We start from the raw sequence: 19,787 nt of genomic DNA, 5'->3' as shown, positions 1-19,787 counted from the left end.
CCCTCTTGCTTAATCCATGTTTAGTGAGGCAAAAATGCTACACTAGAATATTTACGTGACCCAATAGATTGTTTAATAATCATTACCCTATGAAGAAATTGAACATATATCTTGCACTCATTGCCTTGGTATTGTGCGTCATGATCATCATTCGAAAAAACGATCTGACCCTAAATAAAATTGCAACTTTGATGGCGATATCCACTCCCACGGAAGTTTTCGATTTTCATAGCGCCGACTTGATTGCAAAAGAAAAATTAAAGTCCAAATTCTCTCCAACTCCTGAATATAAAATTCCAGGCCTTGACGGGATTAGTTTCGATGAATATAGACAAATCGAGTACAAACCAGATGTAGCCATTTGGAAAAATCTTGCCCTGCCCTACCAACTCCACTTCTTTCATCCAGGCCATATCTACAGCAACGGAATTCGAATTTTTGAGGTGATCAATGAAAAACCAGTTGAGATTCCTTATGATGCCTCTCGTTTTAATTTCGGCGACCTACCTCTCACAGACTCATTCACGGAACTAACCAAAAACCTTCATTATACCGGCTTTCGTGTCCATTATCCAATCAATCAAAAAGAGGCTTTAGAGGAATTTTTAGTCTTTCAAGGATCCTCCTATTTCAGAGCAATTTCCAAAGGCCAAGTCTACGGGTTATCTGGAAGAGGACTTGCTATCAATACAGGCCCAAAAGACAAAGAAGAATTTCCTATCTTCGAAAGTTTCTACATCAAACGACCCCAAAAAACAGACAGTGCCATTACGATCTATAGCATCATGAATAGCGAATCTGTAGTTGGTTCCTATGAATTTATAGTAAAACCAGGGGAAATCACGACCATTGACGTACGAGCCAAAATCTATCTTCGCAAAAAAATCAAACGTCTCGGATTCGCTCCGATTACTTCTATGTATTTATATGGAGAATCGGACAATCCCATATTAGGAAACATTCATCCCGAAGTACATGACTCTGATGGCCTACTCACACTAAACAAAATAGGTGAATGGGAATGGAGACCTCTGATTAATCCGAAAAAAACTCAGCTAACAAGAATTTCATTAGATTCACCTCTAGGATATGGACTGATCCAAAGAGATCGTAAATTCAAAAGTTACCAAGATGAAAAACTCAAATACCACTTAAGGCCAAGTGTTTGGGTAGAACCAAAAGGTGATTGGGGAAAAGGAAATTTATACTTACTCGAATTCACAACTAATTTAGATTCAGACGACAATGTGACTACTTTTTGGGAACCCGCCGTCCCACCCAATTTAAACGAAGGTTATGAGTTCCAATATACACTCCATTATACGGAAAAATCTCCAAAACACCATACGTTAGGAAAAGCCTCTGCATTTTACAGAGGTGTAGACCCACTTTTCCCAAAAGAAAAAGTCTTCACACTTTACTTCACAGGTGATGATCTCAAATCTTTAGATCGAAAAACAGTGTTGAAAGCGATTATCAAAAATAACAAAATTCCACCCGATCAAATTCGTTACAAAATAGAGAAAATATCAGAGCTTGAACAGTGGCGTTTGCAAATCTGGTATCCCGCGTCGATAGACGAATCTGACTGGATAGTTTTCCTGGAAAATGAAAACCGAAGAATTACTGAAACCTGGATGTATCGCGATGGACTATCCAAATAACACAGATTATATGAACGAATTTAGCGAGAGAACTCGCACCTATTTAATCCTTAGCGGAATCCACAATGAATACAGGATTGCGGAAATCTTAAATGACTTTTTTACGTCCTCCTCTCTGGAACGATCGTTTCCGAAGGATTGGAAACTTTGGGAAAATTACTTACAAACTAAAGAAATTGGATTAACATACCTACTGCCAATAGCCGACAGATCTTGGCAATTCGGATCGATGATTCCCCATTCCGCCGGATGGAAACGAGACACAAAAAAAACAAAACAATCCATTGTTGGTTCCTTAAAACCAGTATTCGTCATTGTATCCATCTTTCTTTGGAGCCTTCTCTATTACTTAATTATATTCAGGTTGTTATGATCCAAATCCAGCGCACTTTATTCTTTCTTACGTTCATTATCCCAGTGATCTGGGGATTTAGTTTATTTATTGAAATCATTTCTTTTCGAGGAATTGAGATCACCGAATACTACCAATTCATCACACTTATTTTTCTTTTGCCAATGTTATCCTATGGGGCAAGTACATCCTTCTTTGGATTTTTGTTGTCGCTAAAAAAAAATGGAGACCCTCTCCTAAAAGCAAAACAAATTCCGAAAGAAGATTTGGATTTCCCTGCTTTTGAATCCATTCACGTTGCTGTTGTAATGCCCGTTTACGAGGAAAACGAAATCTCTATATTCTCTAGAATCAAAGTTATTTTTGAGTCCGTAGAAAAAATTTACAAATTACCAAAACTCGATTTCTTTATCCTTAGTGATACAAGAACACCGGAAAAATGGATCAAGGAAGAAGCCGCCTACATGGAGTTATGTGAATCTACAAATAACTTCCATAACTTCCACTACCGCAGACGAAAAAGTAATCTAAACGGGAAAAGTGGGAACATCGCAGACTTCTGTAGAAGATGGGGGAAAAAATACAAATACATGGTTGTCCTGGACGCCGATAGCCTTGTCTCTGGAGAACTCATCATCCAACTCATTGCCAATATGGAAAAAAATCCAAAGGCAGGTATCATTCAATCCAGTACCAAAATTTTTCGCACCACTACCCTTTTCCAGAAATTAACAGAATTTTCATCCTATCTTTTCAGCCCTTTTTTCTTAAAAGGAGCTAGTTTTTGGCAAATCAATTCTTCAGGATACTGGGGACACAATGCCATCTTACGAGTCAAACCATTCATGGAACATTGTGCACTCCCCCACCTTCCGGAATACGGTGGCCTTGGAGGTAAAATTTTAAGCCACGATACAGTAGAAGCGGCTCTTATGCGAAAAGCAGGTTTTGATGTTTTAAGTGCGTATGAGTTAGAGGGAAGTTATGAAGAAAATCCACCTAACATCATTGATGCTCTCAAACGTGACCAACGTTGGTGTCAAGGGAACTTACAACATTTCTGGTTTTTATTCGGCAAAAAAATTCCATTTATCAATCGGATCCATATTCTAAATGGTATTCTTTCTTATCTCAATTCACCTATCTGGATGTGTTATATTATTTTAAGTTTATGGAATTATCTGGAAGACAACAAATATTTGAATTATTCCATGTTACCCGAAGAATATGAATTCTTCAAATCACAAATTTACGATCCACTTTATATAAAACTTTTATACCTATCTTTACTATTGCTGTTTTTACCCAGAGTACTTAGTTTTATAAGTCTTCCCGTAGTAGAAATTTTAAAAAAATTCCCTACCTTCCTATTGGAAACAACATTTTCGGTACTCATCGCTCCGATCTACATGATCTACCATAGTATCTTTGTATTTTCTATCCTACTAAACAAACGCATCACCTGGGGACCGCAAAACCGAGATGCCGATTCAGGATACAATATCTCTTACATACTCTCTTCTTTTTTTGGAGTGACCATTCTTGGCCTTGCTTGCGCTTACATAAGTTACACTCATTCGACCATGTTATTTCTCCTGACGATGCCTATCTGGATCGGCTGGATATTATCTATTCCTTTGGTGATCTTCACAGGCAAGGAACGAAAACCACTAAATAAAATACTAGATCCTTCTTTTTGGAAACCTAATACAAATTTAATCTCTCGTTTAGAAGAAGAATCCATATCACACAAAAATAATTATATCGAAGGTCGTGAATTCTTTTTTGCATTAGTACACCCGACATTTCATAACAGACACAAACAACTCCAGGGGAACAAACTATACCAATCAAAACTCCCTAAATCTACGGAAGAGGATCTCGATATTTTATTAAAACAAGGGCCCGATTCTCTAGCAAGAAAATCACTTTTGAAAATTTTATCAAACAGAGAGTTATTAGACTCCTTCTATTCAAAATTTTGGACATCTAGAAAATCGGATTGGGCAAAGTATTGGGTTACCATTTGGGAAGAAATCAACCCATCTTTTTTTCCATTAATTTCCAATAATAAGAAGAACGATTCAAATCTTCGATAAACCCACAATGTCCCCCTTTCGACTCAATCACAACTTCTAGATAGGAGGAGGGAGGGATCTCTACAAATTCCTTCCAAGGGATGACTGGATCATCCATAGAAGTCAGAATGGTTGTTGGAATTCGGATTGATTTAAAAAATAAATCATTCAAAGTATAGGAATCAAAATACTCATCCACAGATGAAAAATGAGAGAACTCCCTTACCATTTTTTCCGTTAGATGCATCACCGATTGATAATCATCCAAATCATGAAAGGAATACAAGTGGGGAAACAAATTCGCTTTTTTAATAAGAGACGACTTCCATGAATTCAAAAAATACTTACGCAAAAAAGGATGTTCATCCATCTTAATTGTTGCCCTTTTCGGATCCAAAGCCGGGCTAAAGGCAAAACAATGTTTTAATCCAGGAATTTGGTCAGCCACTTTTGAAAGAGAGTGACGAGCCGCCATTCGCAAAACAAAATTTCCACCCAAAGAAAATCCCGCCAAAAACACTGGGCCCTTAGAACTAAAAGTTTTAACAAGTTCTTTGACCGCTTCGTATGTTTCTGGAAGCAAACTCCCATTAAAGATACCTTCATTAAGATGGTGTGTATCCCCATGGTCTCTTAAATTTAACCGATAAACCGAGAATCCTTTTTTCAAAAAAAATCTTGTGGTTCTAACAATATAACTAGAATGAATGCTACCTTCCCATCCATGAACCAACACAACAAGTCCTTTGGACTGCGGTACTTCGTGGACACGAGCAAGAAGTGTTGTACCGTCTTTAGCTTTGACCAACCTCCACTCTCCTCCAATGGAATGCCCATACCGTTTGTCTGATTTGGATTTAAAGGAAGCCATAAAAGACTGAACCATGGCTCCAGAAAAAAAGGGTAAGGGTTTAAAAAGACTCATAAGCGATCACCCTAGTTTCCTTAAATTAGAAATATTTTCAATAAATTATCCTAGACGAGCTGCCTTCTATAGGGCTTCAATTAACAAAACTTCAAGCACGGAAAGGATTAAAACCATGAAATTTACAATTCCCCTGATTCTTTTATTTTCAATCGCCTGCCAAAGTTATACGCCACTAAAATCCGAATGGAGAACTCAAGATAACATGGAAGTCTTTTATGCCGCCGTTTCTGCAAAAGCAAGCCAAAACGCCATAGAATCGGGTAGCCTTGCAATGAGAAGAAGCACTTGTGTCAATGCAACAAACCTCCTCTCCACTTCCCCAAAACTTACCTCCATCCTACTAGAACAAGAATCAATTCAACTTGACGAAACAGAAGTTAAAGATCTCGTCCGCCTGATTTCCGCTCACAAAATCAAACCCAAACAAGATTCCTGCCAAACCGAAAGTGGGAGCTATTTTTTTGCAAGCCCTGCCTGGGAAACTTGCCAGTGTCTCTACATCATCGAATACCCAGGTGGACGAAAACAATTTCGCCAAGACCTTACTCAAATTAAATAAAACCGAAAAATCCTTTCGGTGTTTGCAAATAACCATTTAACACCGATGTAAAAACTACGATGGGTTTGCCTTCCAACGTTCCCAATAAGAAAGTTGGAGACCGCTCAAAGCTTCAGGACCTCTGATTTGAGAAAGGACAAACCTCGTAGAGAAGGATAACCTCTTTTCACTCCATCGCAAAAATTCTTCCCAATCTGCATCCTTATCTTTTTTCAAAACACTCTTTTGTATATTTGTATGTACTTCGTATTTAAAAGAAGGCTTCGGCTTCACACAAGACTCAGGTTTGGATGTATTTCCTATTCGGGATGTTACCGGAGGCCCAGGAATCAACTCTTTCTTATGACTAAGATCCAACCCAGATTCGGCACCAGGCAACTCAGGTTTTAAAAATCGTTTCCTACCATCGAACCTAGTTTGCTTCAGCAGCCCTTTCTTTTTTAATTGGGACACCAAACGAGATACTGTATCTCGCTTCAACCTTAACACCGCTCCCAAATATTCATTCGAGGCAAAACATCCACCTTTAACATGCAAAGAAACAATCTCTGCAAATAACTTTGTCTGATTCGGTGTAAGCCCCAAATCCTCCATCCATTGGGCGACCCAAACGCCCGTTCTCTTTGATTCACTCATACGACCCCTTGTGACCAACACAAGCCTTCGGCTTCCAAAAAAGTTTTCTTTCTTTGGATATGTAACAACTGAAAGACAAACCTTCGGTGCTGTTACAAAATCTTTGGAAGTTCTAACGAACGTCCTATTTGGAATTCTTTTGAATTCCAGGTGATGTATATAAGCGGTATAAATTGTGGAAGACCGCTTTCGGGTATGGAGACACCTCCCCTACCCTATCTCTATTAGCACTAGATTCCATTTTCTGTCAAGTTTTAATGTGACATAATTCCATACCTAAATCACCCCATTAAGATACGATGCTAAAATCTAAGCCACCAAACCGAGTAGGTAATTTAAAAAGTAAAAGTTCTTTTGGGAGTAGGGGATCTTTTTTGGGAAAAACCAAGGAAGGAAAATGGGAGAGAAGTCTCTCTGAACTGCTTCCACACAATCCAGAGAGTTTACATCACCCGGTTAAAGGGGTTAAGATCAGTGTAACAATCCGCAAATAAAGTACAAGGATTTTTTCTCTAAGGCCTAAAATAAAAACCAAGGGAATTTTTGGGCGCATCGAATGCCCGCCAGTTTCCCTGTCCAAAGTAAAACAACCAGGCTCTCCGCTGCAATCTTTCCCTTCAGGAAAGGATTTCCGCTCCGATCCTTTGCGCACAGTTTTTCTGATAAAGAGAATTTACATCAAAATTTATTACAGTATACCCAAAGATTATCTAGAAGGCTAGGTACGCCGGCGTACTTTTTAAAAAATAATCCAGATTTTGATTTTTAATTGCACCAAGATGCACCATTCGCAAACTCATTTTTGCAATGAAGATCATTACAGTTGCCAATATCAAAGGCGGAACTTCCAAATCCACTACTGCCATCCATCTGGCCCTAGCTCTATCCAAAAAAGGATCTACCTTGGCCATAGATATGGATCCCCAAGCCGATCTTTCCGATTTCTTTTTCCCCGAAGAACCAGTAGAGTTTTTTGATTCTGGAAATACTCTTTCTGTTTTAAACGCCGAAACTACACTCGCCGAATCCGTCAAACCCTCAAACAACATTGACGTATTACCATCAATCATCGAACTTTCTGACTTAAGTTATCTAGCTTCAAAAGACTTCTCAATGATCCCAAGACTAAAGAATATTTTACTAAAAGCCAAATACGACTACGTAGTCATAGACACTCCCGGCTCAGGTTCATCAGAAAACATTGTTTCTTACCTTCCAGCCTCCATTATTATTGTTCCAGTGACACCTTCCAAATGGGCTGTTAGAACTGTTGCACAAGTACTCAAAAAAGTTGATGAAGCAGAAAGGTTTGACGAACAATCCAAAAAAAAATCGGTTATGATCCTACCCTCTCAGTGGGGGACTTCCCAAAAACAAATGGATCTTCTCGAGAAACTAAACACGATAAAAACGTTAAAAATTCTAGAACCGATCCCAAAAAATGACAGCATTCGGGACCGTACAGAAACTGGAAAACCTCTACAAGAAGGAAGTGCTCCATGGAAAGCTTTCGAAACTTTAGCGGAGAAACTGAAATAAAGTACGCCGGCGTACCTAACCAAAAACATGAAAAACAAAGCAAACTATAACCCAGCTGACATCCTTTCTAGGGCTACCGCAAGAACCTCTTCCTTAAATCCTTTTCTAAAAGAAGAAGGGACATCAAACCACAATGCGACAGATATTCCCGTTGACCAAATTCTAACCGAAAACAACCCACGGAAAACATTCAATGAATCTACCATACGAGAACTTGCCGAATCCATCTCCCAATACGGACTTTTACAGCCAATTGTCGTAAGAAAAAAAGCAGGCAAATATGAACTCATTAATGGAGAAAGGCGTTTCCGAGCGCACAAACTTCTAAAAAGAAAAACCATTCTTGCGATCGTAAAAAACGTAGAACAAATAGATATCTCCAAATTGCCAGAAATCAAACTGGTTGAAAATTTACAGCGCGAGGACCTTTCGGAATCGGACCTGGCTCTTTCTCTCCAAGAGTTAAAAAACAGACACAAAGAAACCAACGAACAATTGGCAAAACGTATCAATAAATCTGGGCAATGGGTAAAAACAAAAATTGCTCATGCAGAAATTTTAAAAGAAACGACCAATAATACAACCACCGACAAAAACCATCCCATCTTCCAAATTCCTACAAGTTTGTTCACTGAAATTGCCCCACTTGATGTGCCTAATAGAAAAAAGGCCATCGACTATCTAATCAAAGGATTAGAAAAAAAAGGCGACTTCCCTTCCCGAAATGAACTAAGAGACTTTGTTCGTCCGTTAAAACCAAACAAACCTAAACAAACAAAACCAAAACTTAGTAACTTAGAACTGAAAGATCTAAAAAACAAACTCCTCAAAATTAAGGAAAAAATTTCTTTGCTCCAAAACGAAAAAACGATCCTAGAAGAAACCATCCGCAAGTTCAAAAAATAACCCCTTTTAAATTTTGCAAATTTTGGGGACGTTCATTAAATCTCCCTTTTTTTAATAAAGAAGAAGAAAAAAACTTGTACTCCATTCCAAGACAGGCTAGATTGTTCTTAATCCTTAACCGGGTTGAACAATAAAAGCCCTGGGAAGTGTGGTAGCGACCCGGGGCCATTTTCCCTCCCAAATCCCAAATCCCAAATCCCAAATCCCAAATTTCCAGAATCTCTACCCTAATGAGACAGTGCCAGAATTATGTCCCATTTTTGTCTTGACGAAAATTTTAAACTTGTACATATGGGGAACGTTCGGGTCACACAACCGGACACGGCTCTACCACAATGCCGTCATTGTTCAAACCGGAATTTCTAAAAAAAGTTCCGAAAGGACGTTCGTAAGAACTTCCAAACTTTCTCTTCTCTAATTTGACCGAAGGTTTGTCTCAAACAAAAACAAACTTTCCTAAGTAGGGTAGGGGAGATGCACCTTTGGTGTATTGGCAAAAAACTACCAAACGCTCGTAGCCGGAGATGTGTTCGTTTGGAAGAAGGAACCTAAAATGAAAACAACTCGAACAGGAATTTGGATTCCCGTTTGGATCGAGAAATTGAATCTCTCGCATAGCCAAACCAAATTGTATGCAGAAATTGTATCTCTGCACGATAAAGGGGGATGTTTTGCATCCAATCGTTATTTTGGTGAAGTTCTTGGTCTCAAAATGGACACAATTTCCAGACTGATCACCTCTTTAAAAAAACTCGGTCTTTTAGAACAAACTGGGTTTGATGGCAGAAGAAGGTATTTGCGACCACTTTTTTCAAATCCTATGAACAAGGAAGTAACTGTTGAAAAAGATTCCTTGGAAAAAAATCCAACCCAGGTTTTAAAGAAAACCGTTGGAACACTCCAAGTCCGTCATGCCGGAAAATCCAATGCAGGTTTGGAAAAATTTCAGCCTTCTTTTATTAGTACATTAGAGGTACAAAATAAATTACAAAAGAAAAACCCATGGGAAGAGTTCAAAACTTGGAGTGAAACCACTCTATCAAAATCCACCCACAACCAGATTGCCAATCTTTCTTCACCAGAGTCCTTACAAGGAGCCTTGGGTTTGATTTGGAAAAATTGGATGGAAACCCAAAACAATACTCCCTTATGGAAGTTACCTATCCAATGCATTTGATCACTTTAAAATTTTGTTCCGAAAAAAAGTAGGTTTGTATGTTAGTTTATAAACATAAAAAAACTGGGAATTTATATCTTAAATTGGATGAAGCAAAAAATTGTACCAATGCAAATGATGGACAACAGATGATGTTTTACTGTGAATATGGTAAGGAAAATCCCATGAAGTTTGTCAGAGAAAAATCTGAATTTTTGGAAAAGTTCGAAGTACTCAAACTATAGCCAAAAAGAGTTTTTTATATTGCAAAACGTAAGATATCTTCTGCCATTTCCATTTTAGATTTTTTTAAAGTTTTACTCTCTGTTTCGGGGAAATCAGTTTCTATACATAAATTGCTATAACCGTGGACCAAAGACCAAGCCATAAGAGCAAAGCTTCTGTGATTGTCTTTTCGGCGTTTTGCTTTTAAATAAAACCTGCATCCGCGAACTAAAATTGCGTAGGATTTTAATTTTGATCGTTTTAAGATGGAAGATTCCTTAAATCTTTTTGTCTGAAACATGAGGCGGTAGTAATTAGGATTTTTAACAGCAAACTGAATGTAAACCAAACCTAATTTCACAAAGTATTCGTCGGGATTTCCTGTAATTTGTGGTATTTTTTTTTGTAGAGAACCTAGTCGATCAAATCCAATGGAAGATAGGATTTCTAAAACTTCTTCCTTGTCTTGAAAATGTCTGTAAACTGCTGCATGAGAGACTCCGGAAAGAGTCGCCACTTCTCTGAGAGAGAAATCGAAAGCACCTTTTTTTTGTAATAATTTATGGCAAGATTTGATGATTGAATTTTTTAAATCACCATGATGGTAAGAAACTCGCTTCACAATATAAACCTGATGATTAAGTTACCGATGGCAACATTTTTTCTTGAATAAAAACCAAATAATGTTACTATTGGTAACATATGGAGGTTGTTTTATGCAAACACTTACAACCGAAGAAACTCAAAAAATCTTAGAAGAGATGACAACGAATTTCAATCATGGAGGAAGAAAAATTACCGTTCCTCCACCGATTTTTGTCGCAATGAAAGCAGAAATTTTATCATACACTAAAGGGAAAAGTATTACCGTTGCCTTCCCTGTTTCAGAAGACCAAACCAATCCCATGGGTATGATGCAAGGTGGTGTAATTGCAGCTGCCTTTGACAATGCTTTTGGCCCTCTTAGTTACCTGGTGGCAAAACGTCCCACAACCACAATAGATATGAATATTCAATACATTCGGGGAGTGGCGGCGGGCCAACGAGTGATTGTGAAGGCTTCTGTGGAAGCAAAGGGATTTTCTACCATTCATATGATAGGCGAGATGCGAACTGAAAAAGAAAAACTTTTGGCAACAGCCACAACAAATCTTCTTATTTTAAAAATTCCTGGCGGGGAATAAGGAGTGACTTAGTTTTTGTAATCGTATCGTTCTAGAACCATTTCGATGATTGTAGGAGTACATGTGGTTGTATCATTAAAATGTTGGCTCATGATTACGCCATGGAGAAAGGTTTTGATAAGGATCATTTCCTTGTCAGGTTCTTTTATCCCATAAGATCTGAATCGTTCTCTCATTGCCTCTTTAAAAGGGGCAAATCTTTTTTCCACATTTTCTACCATCTTTTTTGAAAGTGAGACAGATCCGGGTTGGAAAAGGCATACAGAAATCAAAACCATGGTTTTTCTTTCTTCTTTCGCAAATTGGATCGAACGATTGAAAAATTCCCTTACATATTCTTTGGCAGATAGGTTAGGGGGGATGGTTTTGTAGAATTTCTCTTGTTTGGCTAGGTGAGTATCAATGATTTGTTCAAAAATTTGGTTCTTGCTTTTGAAATAATTATAAGCAAGGCCCTTGGAAATTTTTGCATGGTTGGCAATCATTTCCATGGTGGTTTGAGAGAACCCATGTTTTGCGAATAAAGCTATGGCTGAGGACAGGATCCTTTCGATGGATTTCTCCCTAGCTTGTTGCTTTTTGTTCTCTGATTTCTGTGAGGTCTTTATGGGCACTGGCTTCACCGTTCTGGTACTTTCGAATTTCGCAAACACTTTTTAATGCCAAATCAAAGAGATCTAGGAATTGGAATTCACTTGGAAGTCTCGAGGCGATCCGGTTTTTGGTCTGTATGAGCTCATTTGTATCCGTAACAGTACTAAAACCAGCCAACATCTACTTTGACGGGAAAGTCACCAGCCGCACGGTCTTATTCCCCAACGGGGAAAAGAAAACTTTGGGAATTATGATGCCCGGAGAGTATGAATTTGGAACCGACCAAAAAGAAATTATGGAAATTCTGTCTGGAAAACTATCCGTCTTATTGCCTGGATCCGAAACATGGCTTCAAATCGATGGTCAGTCTGTATTCGAAGTCCCTGCTGGATCCAAGTTTAAATTAAAAATCCAAACTGTAACAGACTATTGTTGCTCTTACGTTTGATCAACGATTTCCGCAGCTTCGGCATTAGCCTTCACTGAGTTAATGCCGTTTTCACAGGCTTGTTTGGAAGAATAACCTTCGCTAGATGCGATGATTTCCCCGTTGGATGCTTTGAGGCGAAAGCGGAATTCACCTGCTTTGTCTTTGTAAATTTCAAATTTTGCTGACATAAACCTATCTCCTTGATTTGCCATGAATATCACTTCTTTAGGGTTTTTGGCAATACGTTTTCTAGGTAATTTGGAATTTGAATTTCAGGGGATGTTATCTTTCCCAACAGTGGCATTAGACCCGTTACTTGCCGATGATCCTAATTCGCAGAATTAATTTATTTCTTATCGTTCTTTTTTTTATCTCCTGTGCCAATAAGTATCCCGAACGTCCTCCCATCCAATATACTTTTGAAACCAAAACCTTAGATCAAATTCTCGCAGGAGACGCGGTTTGGTCAAAAGCTCATGAAATGAAATACCATTTTGGGTATTGGAAACCTTCTGTCTGGGTAAAATTTGACGTGGTCAATCTAGACAATGAACCAATGGATTATATTTTAGAATTAGAATCTCCTTGGGTCGATACGGTTTTGTTAGGTTGGGAAGCCGGTGGAAAAGTAGTTTGGAAAAAATTTGATGGCTCTGGTGCTTTCGCAGAAAGAGAACTACAACATAGAAATCCAACCTACAAACTAACTTTGAATCCTTTAGAGACAAGAATCATTTATTCGCATATAAAAAACTCAGGAATACTGAATGCCCCATTTCGCATTTGGAAGATAAATTCTTTTTTTGATCGGATAGAGAGAGATTATGTTGCCAATGGAATTTATTTTGGAATTATATTTGCTCTTTTGTTATACAATCTATTGATTTATGTTAGTGTTCGAGAAAAAGCATACGTTTACTATTGTTTGTATTTGACAACTCTAGGAATCAACTATTCATTGCTTGGTGGTTTTTTTAAGCAACTCCTAGTTCCAGATTTGGCGATGTCTATCAAGCCTTACTTGTATATCTCCGTAAATGCATCCTTGATGTTTGTAGGTCTCTTTTCCCTTTCCTTTTTGAATTTAAAAAAAATAAATCCGCGTCTTGAACTTCTCATCCTTTGTAGTGTAGTTGGTTTTGGATTTATGTCGTTCTTTTCTTTTATGATCCCATATAACTGGATGGAAGTTTCCTTTATTTATACCTTCCCTTATATGTTTTTAGTGCTTATGTCTGCTGGTGCCTATTCCTATAGACGTGGAGTTAAGTCATCGCTGTTTTTTTTACTCGCTTGGTTTACTTTGTTTATTGGGGTTATTTTTGATTCTCTAACAAAGGCTTCGCTCATTCCTTTTTCTACTTTCGGTAGGTATGGAGTGCAAATTGGTACCGCTTTTGAGGTAATTTTATTTTCTTTGGCTTTGGGTAGGCGTCTTCGTTTTTTATTGGAAGAAAATTTGGTTGCGAAAAACGAATTAACGACGATTAAAAAAGATTTAGAAACTGCGAGAAAAATTCAAATGCGGATTTTGCCGGATCGATTACCTGATAACCCAAGGTTGTCAATGGAAGTATCCTACTTCCCACTTTATGATGTCGGTGGAGATTTTTATGATTTTTTTGAATTCCCTGGCGGATTTGGTTTAGTAATCGCTGATGTGACTGGTCATGGTGTGAGCGCAGCCCTTGATTCTTCGACAGTAAAGATAGCCTTTCGAAACGCAAAAGAGTTTAAGGAATCGCCAAAAGAATTGATCGCAGCAATGAACCGTTTTCTTTGCACAAGCCTCCATGCCCGTTTTGTAAGTGCTGCATATTTTTATATAGATTTTGAACAAATGAAATTATGTTTCAGTTCTGCGGGGAACCCACCTTTTTTATTGATTCGCAATAGAGAAATAGAATCATTCGAATGCCCAGGGCTTCTTCTGGGGGTGCGTTCCACTTTTGAATATGAAGAAAGGGTGATTGATTTACACAAAGCAGATAAGATTTTAATATTTACGGACGGATTGTACGAAAATTTAAAGCCTGATGAAGAACCTGAATCAATATTATTTCCAGAAATATCTTCTATTATGGGTGATTCATCGGAATTATTTCATAAGAATTTATTGGATCGTTTGTCTCGAATGAGACAAATTTCTAAAGATGATATTACATTGATCTCTCTCGATATTATATGAATCGAAACTCTACTTAATGTTTTACTTTCTCCGCGGTTTTAAAATAATTTCTTGCTAAAACCACTATTTTTTGTCTAATAACCTGCTAATCAATGCGCAGCCTTAGTTTTTATTTCAATTTGTTCTATAATAATCGTTTTTATTTTTGGGTTATACTTTTTTCTATATTCCCTCTCCTGCTCGTTGGTACATTTCCTGAGTATTTTTATCGTGAGTACGAGATTGGTTATTTTTTAGTTTTTCACAACGTTACTGAAATTTTTAGCGTGATCGTATCTTTTTCTATCTTTGGTTTAGGATACTATTCCTACTCGCAAAGTCGTAACCCCCATACCTTGTTTCTGGGAGTCGGTTTTCTTGCAGTTGGGTTGGTCGATTTTATGCATGCTTTGGGTTATACAGGAATGCCCGATTTTGTGACTCCCAATTCAGGTAATAAGTCCTCTCAGTTTTGGATTTTTTCTCGAGGAATAACCGCATTAGTTTTGTTAGCCGCAATTTATATTCAGCCAAACAAGCAGTATAAGTTAATCAAAGAAAAAACACTCATGTCCTTTGCCTTTCTTTTGGTTGTTATAGTGTTTCTTTTGGTGATTTTCTATAATGAGTGGATTCCGAAGACGTATGAGAAGGGAAAGGGGCTTACATCATTTAAGAAAAATGCGGAATATGTGATCATTGCGATTCTTTTTTTGTCTCTTATCCTATATCGGAAAGCGGATTTTTATACTTCCAAAAGGCAACTTCAATATTACCTGTCAGCCTTCATTGTCTGTATATTTAGTGAAATGGTTTTTGCTGTGTATTCTAGTGTCTTTGATGTTTATAATGTTTTAGGGCATATTTATAAAATTGGAGCCTTTTATTTAATTTATAAAGCTGTATTTATAGCCGCTATCAATGATCCTTACGAAAAGTTAATACATGCTAACCAACTTTTATCTAAGGAAATTGAAGAGAATAAAATCTATGCGGAAATGATACGGAAGTCTTTGCGAGAAAAGGAAAATTTGATTTCTGAAATTTTTCATCGAACAAAAAATTCAATACAATTGGTTCGTTCGATTTTGATGATTCAGGCATCCGATTTTCCGGACGATAAAAATATTCAATCTATCGTTGAAGATACTTCGATTAAAATTCAAACCATGTCGTTAGTGCATGACCACTTATATGCAAATAAAGATTTAAGTGAAATAAAAGTTTCTGCATACTTGGGATCATTGGTGGATATAGTTCGTCAGAGTTACCCTCCTATAGAAAAGGAAATTTCTGTTGAATTTCAGGTTGGCGAAGGTTCTTTGCTTTTGGATACCGCTGTTCCTCTTGGGCTTATTTTTACGGAGTTACTTTCCAATAGTTTCAAATATGCTTTCCCTGGTATGACGGCAGGCGAAATTTTGATTCTTTTTTTTGTGGAAGGCGATATTTGCCATTTTGAATATAAAGACAATGGGGTTGGGCTGCCTATTGGCTTTGATTTAGGAAAACAAAAGAAGTTGGGGTTAAGTTTAGCGAAGATTATAGCAGAAAAACAAATGGCGGGAACCTTGAGTATTGATGGTACCCAAGGGTTTCAGATGAAACTTAATTTCCCGAATAATTTATACAAGAGAAGGGTTTAGTTCCTCTGCTTTTTTTACGTATTCGCGTGATAACTGGAACCAAACATCCGATTGTGGGATACCTGGCTTTCTTTTACCAAACATTTGTAAGATTAGGTTTTCCTCATGATCAAATACTTCCAGTGATGTGACGAGGCCGTCTTTTGTTGGTTTATCGACAATCCAGACGGATTCAATCTGATCGGTTCTCAAATGTAGATTAAATTCTGGATCAAGGACATTGAACCAAGGGCCCATGGGTTCCAACCTTTGTATTTTGCCTGTATGGATTTGGATCATACCTGGGTTTCCAACAAAGATCATTATCTCCAATTCGAGTTTGCTTGCTTTTTCCATAAGGTTTAATAGATCTTCTTTCGAAACTCTGAAGGAAAACTTCCCATTCGCAGCTTTCAGTGAAAATTCTCGTGAATAATTGAACTTTCTAATTAAAGAGAAAAAATCGTGAGTGTCTTCTAATTTATTCCATGCTTCGAGAAATTGCGGAATTTGCTTTGGGTCATTTGTTTCTGTTTTGATTTTTGTTTCCGGCGATGGTGTGTTGAAGATTTGGTCTTCGTCAACAAATTGGCCTTTGGTGAACTCCCAACCGTCCATTGTCGATTTTTCTGTTTGGTAGATTTTGTGTACTGCGTCTCCTCTGGAGTCGAAAAATTGAAAACTACGAGCAGTTCCTGTTTCTTTCGGTTCCTCGACATAAAAGCCATACTTCCAGTCTTTTAGAAAGATACGTAGATCAATATCTTCTCCAACGGCGAGTGCGGTTTGTCCATTGATAGATACATTTTTATAGACACCTTTTCTTTCGTGTACGCATGATTCGTTTCTCGTAAGGGCCATCACATAACCTAGGTTTGTGGTGTTCGTTAGAAACCCCGCCCAATCTGGTTTTAGTAGTTTGACTGATGGACCAATTTTTGTAGCAAGAAGTTCTGCTTCACTTACTTTTAAATGTTTGGCGGCATCTCGAATTCTGAGTTTGGGCATTTCTTTGGTTAGAGTATCCCATTGTTGTTTTAAGTTTTCATTCATATTGGTTCTCCTATGATTTCTGGAATGATGAAATTTCCTTCTGGTGCATTTAGAATTTTTGCTTTCATGCCGAATGCAGTTTCCAAATTTTCTAAAGTTAATACTTCCTTTGGTTTGCCAGATTGGACAATTTTTCCTTTGTGAAGTAAGGTAATTGTATCTGCATACAAAGCGGCGAGGTTTAAGTCATGTAAAATCATAAAGACTGCATAACCCTGCTCAGTCATATGTTTGCATACATTGAGAGTTTTGTATTGGTTCGGAATGTCCAAAGCAGAAACTGGTTCATCAAGAAATATATATCTTGGTGGCGTTTCCCAGGCTTGGGCGAGGATCCTGCCGAAATTGATTTTTTGTTTTTCTCCCCCTGATAAAGTCGAATAGTTTTGTTCCTTCTGTTCCTCTGAGTCAGTGATTTTCAAACAGGTCTGAACGATATCTCTGTCCCTATGAGGATCGATTCTATGAGGATGGCGCCCAAGGCTGATTACTTCTTCGGAACTAATGGGGAATGTAATGTTTGTTTCTTGTGTTAAAACAGCCCTTACCTTTGCCAATTGACTTTTTGAATATTTAGCCAATTCGATTCCGTCTAGATAGATATTTCCATATTGCGGTGTTAAGTCGCCGCATAACATGTGGAAGAGTGATGATTTGCCAGCTCCGTTTCTCCCGATGAGAACGTGAAGTTCTCCTGGGCAAATTTTAAGCTCTATTTTCGAAAGTATTTGTTTGGAACCTATGCTGTAATCTAGGTCAATTGCTTCAATTGTCATATATGGTTCATCCTTTTTCGAATCAAACTGAGAAAGAAAGGAGAGCCTAGTAAGGCTGTCGCTATCCCTACTGGAATTTCGGAAGGGGCGATGATGACTCTGCAGATCGCATCAGCAAAACAAAGTAGGCCTCCGCCTAAAAGATAAGTAGAAATGAGTAGATATCTGTAATCTTGTCCTATCGCTAAACGGACAATATGTGGGACTGCAAGTCCAACAAACCCAATGTTTCCTACTAACGAGATACAAGCCCCCACGCTCACCCCGATGAGAAGAATGATGATTGTTTTCAAAAGTTCAGTCGATATTCCCAAATGACTTGCTTCGCGTTCCCCTAAGATAAATACATTCAATTGTTTTGCGATGAAGGGACTGATCAATATTGGAAAAATAAAAAAACAGGAGAAGGATTTTAGATTGGTCCAGGAAGCGCCGCCCAAACTTCCCATATTCCAGAGAGAAAGATTTCTTAGTTGGGCTTCGTTCGCAATATAACTCAAAATTCCAATGGCGGAAATACAAATGGCATTCACCGCTATCCCGGAAAGTAATAATGTAAAGATATCTGTTTTACCCTTTGACTTAGAAAAAAAGAAAATGATAAATGAGGATGAAATCCCGCCGAAAAATGAGAAGAGAACAACACTCCATAAGGAATGCAAAAATGGAATGGATGCGCCGAGGACTATGGCAATAGCTGCAAACAAAGAACATCCGGCTGTAATACCAATCAGGCCGGGATCAACGATTGGATTTCGAAAGAGGCCTTGAGCTAAAGCACCTGACCAAGCCAAGGATCCTCCTACCATAAAGCCAAGAAGGATCCTTGGCACTCTAAGTTCAAAAAATACTCGAGACTCTATACTATCACTGTGAAATAAATCTGCCAACTGTATATGCATCGCTCCGAGTAACGAAGATATAACTGCGGAGACGATGGTAAAGACGGCACAAAAAAGAATGAAGAGCCATTTTCTCTTCATTCGATGAGTTTCCATTTGTCATTTAGAATTTTTAGAGCAAGTGGTAACCGTGGTCCAAAACCTAAAAGAAGAAGGTCGTCTAAGAGGATTAGATTCTTTTCTTTCCCTGCTCGTGTAAATTCCATTCCATTGATTTCCCAAATTGCTTTTTCTCCGCCAAAGCCCAAAGCCGATTTCTCTGGCATAAGGATGATATCCGGGTTTGCTTTTATCAATGCTTCGCTTGTAAGAGGTTTGTATTCTGAAAATTCATTTACCGCATTTTTTGCACCTGAGAGTTCAATCATGGCATGTGCTGCAGTTCCCGTTCCAGAAATAAATACAGAACTAGGGTTTCTCGAATAAATGAACAAAACTTTGAGATTGGTTTTGTTTATTTTTAGTTTTTGAATTTGTTCATTGATTGTCTTTGCTAATAGAGCTGCTTCCTTTTCTTTTTTGAAAAGTTTGCCTATCTCTAACACGCGCTTGGTTGGAGTTTCTAATTTAAACTCATCTGGGAATAACTGGAGAGGGATGCCTGCATCTTTTAAGTTTTGGATGGTTGCCGGTGGTCCTGCAGATTCTAAGCCAACAATTTGGGTAGGTTTAAAGTTTAAGATACCTTCTGTAGCTAATGTTCTTTGATACCCAACGTTTGGAAGAGTGGCCGCTTGTTTCGGAAAGTAGGACGTGGAATCAACAGCAACCAATTGGTTTTCCAATTTCAGCGCGTAAATAATTTCAGTCACTGTCCCATTTACAGAGATAATGCGGTGGTTTGCCTCCGCAGATGCGGGGGAGGTGAGGAGGAGAAGGGATAAACAAAGAATCCCCATTTCTTTTGCTACATGGAATCGAATCATGGGCCAAGGATTGAAGGAAAGGAGGGAGTGTCAATCTCAAAAGAGAATGAGACTAGTTCTCAAATGTATTGACAGGAAACCCCTGCT

Annotated in this window: 21 protein-coding genes; 12 read left to right on the top strand and 9 right to left on the bottom strand. The window is 38.1% G+C overall.

Features of this window, described 5'->3' with window-relative positions; all coding sequences use genetic code 11:
* Window positions 1-89 precede the first annotated feature (89 nt).
* Genes JWG40_RS12455 through mdoH form a run of 3 tightly spaced genes read left to right on the top strand, consistent with a single transcriptional unit; the run spans window position 90 to window position 4,115 of the window.
* The gene (locus JWG40_RS12455) at window positions 90-1,664 is read left to right on the top strand and encodes an OpgD/OpgG family glucan biosynthesis protein (RefSeq protein WP_205286122.1); all 1,575 of its coding nucleotides are present in this window, start codon (window positions 90-92) and stop codon (window positions 1,662-1,664) included.
* Window positions 1,648-2,037, top strand: a complete 390-nt coding sequence (locus JWG40_RS12450; RefSeq protein WP_205286148.1) for a hypothetical protein — start codon at window positions 1,648-1,650, stop codon at window positions 2,035-2,037. Before JWG40_RS12455 ends, JWG40_RS12450 begins: the two co-directional genes overlap by 17 nt.
* Window positions 2,034-4,115, top strand: coding sequence for a glucans biosynthesis glucosyltransferase MdoH (gene mdoH, locus JWG40_RS12445; RefSeq protein WP_205286121.1), 2,082 nt, complete (start codon window positions 2,034-2,036; stop codon window positions 4,113-4,115). The genes JWG40_RS12450 and mdoH overlap by 4 nt, the downstream gene beginning before the upstream one ends.
* Here the strand turns inward: mdoH and JWG40_RS12440 are convergent.
* Entirely contained in the window at window positions 4,054-5,019 is a 966-nt protein-coding gene (locus JWG40_RS12440) for a YheT family hydrolase (protein WP_205286120.1), read from the bottom strand. The genes mdoH and JWG40_RS12440 overlap by 62 nt on opposite strands.
* A gap of 115 nt (window positions 5,020-5,134) precedes the next feature.
* On the opposite strand from JWG40_RS12440, the gene JWG40_RS12435 reads away from it, so the two are divergent.
* Window positions 5,135-5,581: a hypothetical protein gene (locus tag JWG40_RS12435; RefSeq protein ID WP_205286119.1), complete on the top strand. Its 447-nt coding sequence runs from the start codon at window positions 5,135-5,137 to the stop codon at window positions 5,579-5,581.
* Between the two features lie 54 nt (window positions 5,582-5,635).
* Here JWG40_RS12435 and JWG40_RS12430 read toward each other — a convergent pair whose 3' ends face one another.
* Window positions 5,636-6,217, bottom strand: a complete 582-nt coding sequence (locus JWG40_RS12430) for a helix-turn-helix domain-containing protein (protein ID WP_205286118.1) — start codon at window positions 6,215-6,217, stop codon at window positions 5,636-5,638.
* Window positions 6,218-7,024: 807 nt separating this feature from the next.
* Here JWG40_RS12430 and JWG40_RS12425 point away from each other — a divergent pair.
* The 4 genes from JWG40_RS12425 to JWG40_RS12410 all read left to right on the top strand — a co-directional run bounded on the left by JWG40_RS12425 (window position 7,025) and on the right by JWG40_RS12410 (window position 10,063).
* Complete coding sequence (locus JWG40_RS12425) at window positions 7,025-7,756, top strand: ParA family protein (protein ID WP_205286117.1); 732 nt, start codon at window positions 7,025-7,027, stop codon at window positions 7,754-7,756.
* A gap of 27 nt (window positions 7,757-7,783) precedes the next feature.
* Complete coding sequence (locus JWG40_RS12420) at window positions 7,784-8,662, top strand: ParB/RepB/Spo0J family partition protein (RefSeq protein WP_205286116.1); 879 nt, start codon at window positions 7,784-7,786, stop codon at window positions 8,660-8,662.
* A 553-nt stretch (window positions 8,663-9,215) separates the two neighbouring features.
* Window positions 9,216-9,839, top strand: a complete 624-nt coding sequence (locus JWG40_RS12415; protein WP_205286115.1) for a helix-turn-helix domain-containing protein — start codon at window positions 9,216-9,218, stop codon at window positions 9,837-9,839.
* Between the two features lie 38 nt (window positions 9,840-9,877).
* Window positions 9,878-10,063 carry a hypothetical protein gene (locus JWG40_RS12410; RefSeq protein ID WP_205286114.1) on the top strand — a complete coding sequence of 62 codons (186 nt, stop codon included), beginning with the start codon at window positions 9,878-9,880 and terminating at the stop codon, window positions 10,061-10,063.
* A 14-nt stretch (window positions 10,064-10,077) separates the two neighbouring features.
* On the opposite strand, the gene JWG40_RS20085 is transcribed toward JWG40_RS12410, so the two are convergent.
* Entirely contained in the window at window positions 10,078-10,665 is a 588-nt protein-coding gene (locus tag JWG40_RS20085; RefSeq protein ID WP_205286113.1) for a TetR/AcrR family transcriptional regulator, read from the bottom strand.
* 94 nt (window positions 10,666-10,759) lie between these two features.
* Here JWG40_RS20085 and JWG40_RS12400 point away from each other — a divergent pair, with 94 nt between their 5' ends.
* Complete coding sequence (locus JWG40_RS12400; RefSeq protein ID WP_205286112.1) at window positions 10,760-11,227, top strand: PaaI family thioesterase; 468 nt, start codon at window positions 10,760-10,762, stop codon at window positions 11,225-11,227.
* An 8-nt stretch (window positions 11,228-11,235) separates the two neighbouring features.
* On the opposite strand, the gene JWG40_RS12395 is transcribed toward JWG40_RS12400, so the two are convergent.
* Complete coding sequence (locus JWG40_RS12395; RefSeq protein ID WP_002974858.1) at window positions 11,236-11,841, bottom strand: TetR/AcrR family transcriptional regulator; 606 nt, start codon at window positions 11,839-11,841, stop codon at window positions 11,236-11,238.
* A gap of 116 nt (window positions 11,842-11,957) precedes the next feature.
* Between JWG40_RS12395 and ppnP the strand changes: the two genes are divergently transcribed.
* Window positions 11,958-12,269 (top strand): pyrimidine/purine nucleoside phosphorylase, encoded by a 312-nt coding sequence (gene ppnP, locus JWG40_RS12390; protein ID WP_205286111.1) that lies wholly within the window; start codon window positions 11,958-11,960, stop codon window positions 12,267-12,269.
* On the opposite strand, the gene JWG40_RS12385 is transcribed toward ppnP, so the two are convergent.
* Window positions 12,260-12,439 carry a YegP family protein gene (locus tag JWG40_RS12385; RefSeq protein WP_205286110.1) on the bottom strand — a complete coding sequence of 60 codons (180 nt, stop codon included), beginning with the start codon at window positions 12,437-12,439 and terminating at the stop codon, window positions 12,260-12,262. The two genes, ppnP and JWG40_RS12385, sit on opposite strands and share 10 nt — an antisense overlap.
* Window positions 12,440-12,573: 134 nt before the next feature.
* Between JWG40_RS12385 and JWG40_RS12380 the strand changes: the two genes are divergently transcribed.
* Window positions 12,574-14,439 carry a 7TM diverse intracellular signaling domain-containing protein gene (locus JWG40_RS12380; protein ID WP_205286109.1) on the top strand — a complete coding sequence of 622 codons (1,866 nt, stop codon included), beginning with the start codon at window positions 12,574-12,576 and terminating at the stop codon, window positions 14,437-14,439.
* Between the two features lie 92 nt (window positions 14,440-14,531).
* Entirely contained in the window at window positions 14,532-16,064 is a 1,533-nt protein-coding gene (locus JWG40_RS12375) for an MASE3 domain-containing protein (RefSeq protein ID WP_205286108.1), read from the top strand.
* Here the strand turns inward: JWG40_RS12375 and JWG40_RS12370 are convergent.
* Genes JWG40_RS12370 through JWG40_RS12355 form a run of 4 tightly spaced genes read right to left on the bottom strand, consistent with a single transcriptional unit; the run spans window position 16,044 to window position 19,700 of the window.
* Window positions 16,044-17,096, bottom strand: coding sequence for a hemin-degrading factor (locus tag JWG40_RS12370; RefSeq protein ID WP_205286107.1), 1,053 nt, complete (start codon window positions 17,094-17,096; stop codon window positions 16,044-16,046). The genes JWG40_RS12375 and JWG40_RS12370 overlap by 21 nt on opposite strands.
* Window positions 17,093-17,872, bottom strand: coding sequence for a heme ABC transporter ATP-binding protein (locus JWG40_RS12365; protein WP_205286106.1), 780 nt, complete (start codon window positions 17,870-17,872; stop codon window positions 17,093-17,095). Before JWG40_RS12365 ends, JWG40_RS12370 begins: the two co-directional genes overlap by 4 nt.
* Complete coding sequence (locus JWG40_RS12360) at window positions 17,869-18,855, bottom strand: FecCD family ABC transporter permease (RefSeq protein WP_205286105.1); 987 nt, start codon at window positions 18,853-18,855, stop codon at window positions 17,869-17,871. Before JWG40_RS12360 ends, JWG40_RS12365 begins: the two co-directional genes overlap by 4 nt.
* Window positions 18,852-19,700: a heme/hemin ABC transporter substrate-binding protein gene (locus JWG40_RS12355; RefSeq protein ID WP_205286104.1), complete on the bottom strand. Its 849-nt coding sequence runs from the start codon at window positions 19,698-19,700 to the stop codon at window positions 18,852-18,854. Before JWG40_RS12355 ends, JWG40_RS12360 begins: the two co-directional genes overlap by 4 nt.
* Window positions 19,701-19,787 lie beyond the last annotated feature (87 nt).

Source organism: Leptospira abararensis (genome assembly GCF_016918735.1).
GTDB lineage: Bacteria > Spirochaetota > Leptospiria > Leptospirales > Leptospiraceae > Leptospira_A > Leptospira_A abararensis.
This window is presented reverse-complemented; position numbering and strand designations above follow the sequence as displayed.

Bases quoted from the DNA above. Each gene is read 5' to 3' on its own strand.
- JWG40_RS12420 (WP_205286116.1), top strand. From the start codon at position 7,784: ATGAAAAACAAAGCAAACTATAACCCAGCTGACATCCTTTCTAGGGCT.
- JWG40_RS12385 (WP_205286110.1), bottom strand. From the start codon at position 12,439: ATGTCAGCAAAATTTGAAATTTACAAAGACAAAGCAGGTGAATTCCGC.
- mdoH (WP_205286121.1), top strand. From the start codon at position 2,034: ATGATCCAAATCCAGCGCACTTTATTCTTTCTTACGTTCATTATCCCA.
- JWG40_RS12425 (WP_205286117.1), top strand. From the start codon at position 7,025: ATGAAGATCATTACAGTTGCCAATATCAAAGGCGGAACTTCCAAATCC.
- JWG40_RS12430 (WP_205286118.1), bottom strand. From the start codon at position 6,217: ATGAGTGAATCAAAGAGAACGGGCGTTTGGGTCGCCCAATGGATGGAG.
- JWG40_RS12415 (WP_205286115.1), top strand. From the start codon at position 9,216: ATGAAAACAACTCGAACAGGAATTTGGATTCCCGTTTGGATCGAGAAA.
- JWG40_RS12365 (WP_205286106.1), bottom strand. From the start codon at position 17,872: ATGACAATTGAAGCAATTGACCTAGATTACAGCATAGGTTCCAAACAA.
- JWG40_RS12400 (WP_205286112.1), top strand. From the start codon at position 10,760: ATGCAAACACTTACAACCGAAGAAACTCAAAAAATCTTAGAAGAGATG.
- JWG40_RS12455 (WP_205286122.1), top strand. From the start codon at position 90: ATGAAGAAATTGAACATATATCTTGCACTCATTGCCTTGGTATTGTGC.
- JWG40_RS12360 (WP_205286105.1), bottom strand. From the start codon at position 18,855: ATGAAGAGAAAATGGCTCTTCATTCTTTTTTGTGCCGTCTTTACCATC.
- JWG40_RS12410 (WP_205286114.1), top strand. From the start codon at position 9,878: ATGTTAGTTTATAAACATAAAAAAACTGGGAATTTATATCTTAAATTG.
- JWG40_RS12375 (WP_205286108.1), top strand. From the start codon at position 14,532: ATGCGCAGCCTTAGTTTTTATTTCAATTTGTTCTATAATAATCGTTTT.
- JWG40_RS12355 (WP_205286104.1), bottom strand. From the start codon at position 19,700: ATGATTCGATTCCATGTAGCAAAAGAAATGGGGATTCTTTGTTTATCC.
- ppnP (WP_205286111.1), top strand. From the start codon at position 11,958: ATGAGCTCATTTGTATCCGTAACAGTACTAAAACCAGCCAACATCTAC.
- JWG40_RS12440 (WP_205286120.1), bottom strand. From the start codon at position 5,019: ATGAGTCTTTTTAAACCCTTACCCTTTTTTTCTGGAGCCATGGTTCAG.
- JWG40_RS12435 (WP_205286119.1), top strand. From the start codon at position 5,135: ATGAAATTTACAATTCCCCTGATTCTTTTATTTTCAATCGCCTGCCAA.
- JWG40_RS12380 (WP_205286109.1), top strand. From the start codon at position 12,574: ATGATCCTAATTCGCAGAATTAATTTATTTCTTATCGTTCTTTTTTTT.
- JWG40_RS12450 (WP_205286148.1), top strand. From the start codon at position 1,648: ATGGACTATCCAAATAACACAGATTATATGAACGAATTTAGCGAGAGA.
- JWG40_RS12370 (WP_205286107.1), bottom strand. From the start codon at position 17,096: ATGAATGAAAACTTAAAACAACAATGGGATACTCTAACCAAAGAAATG.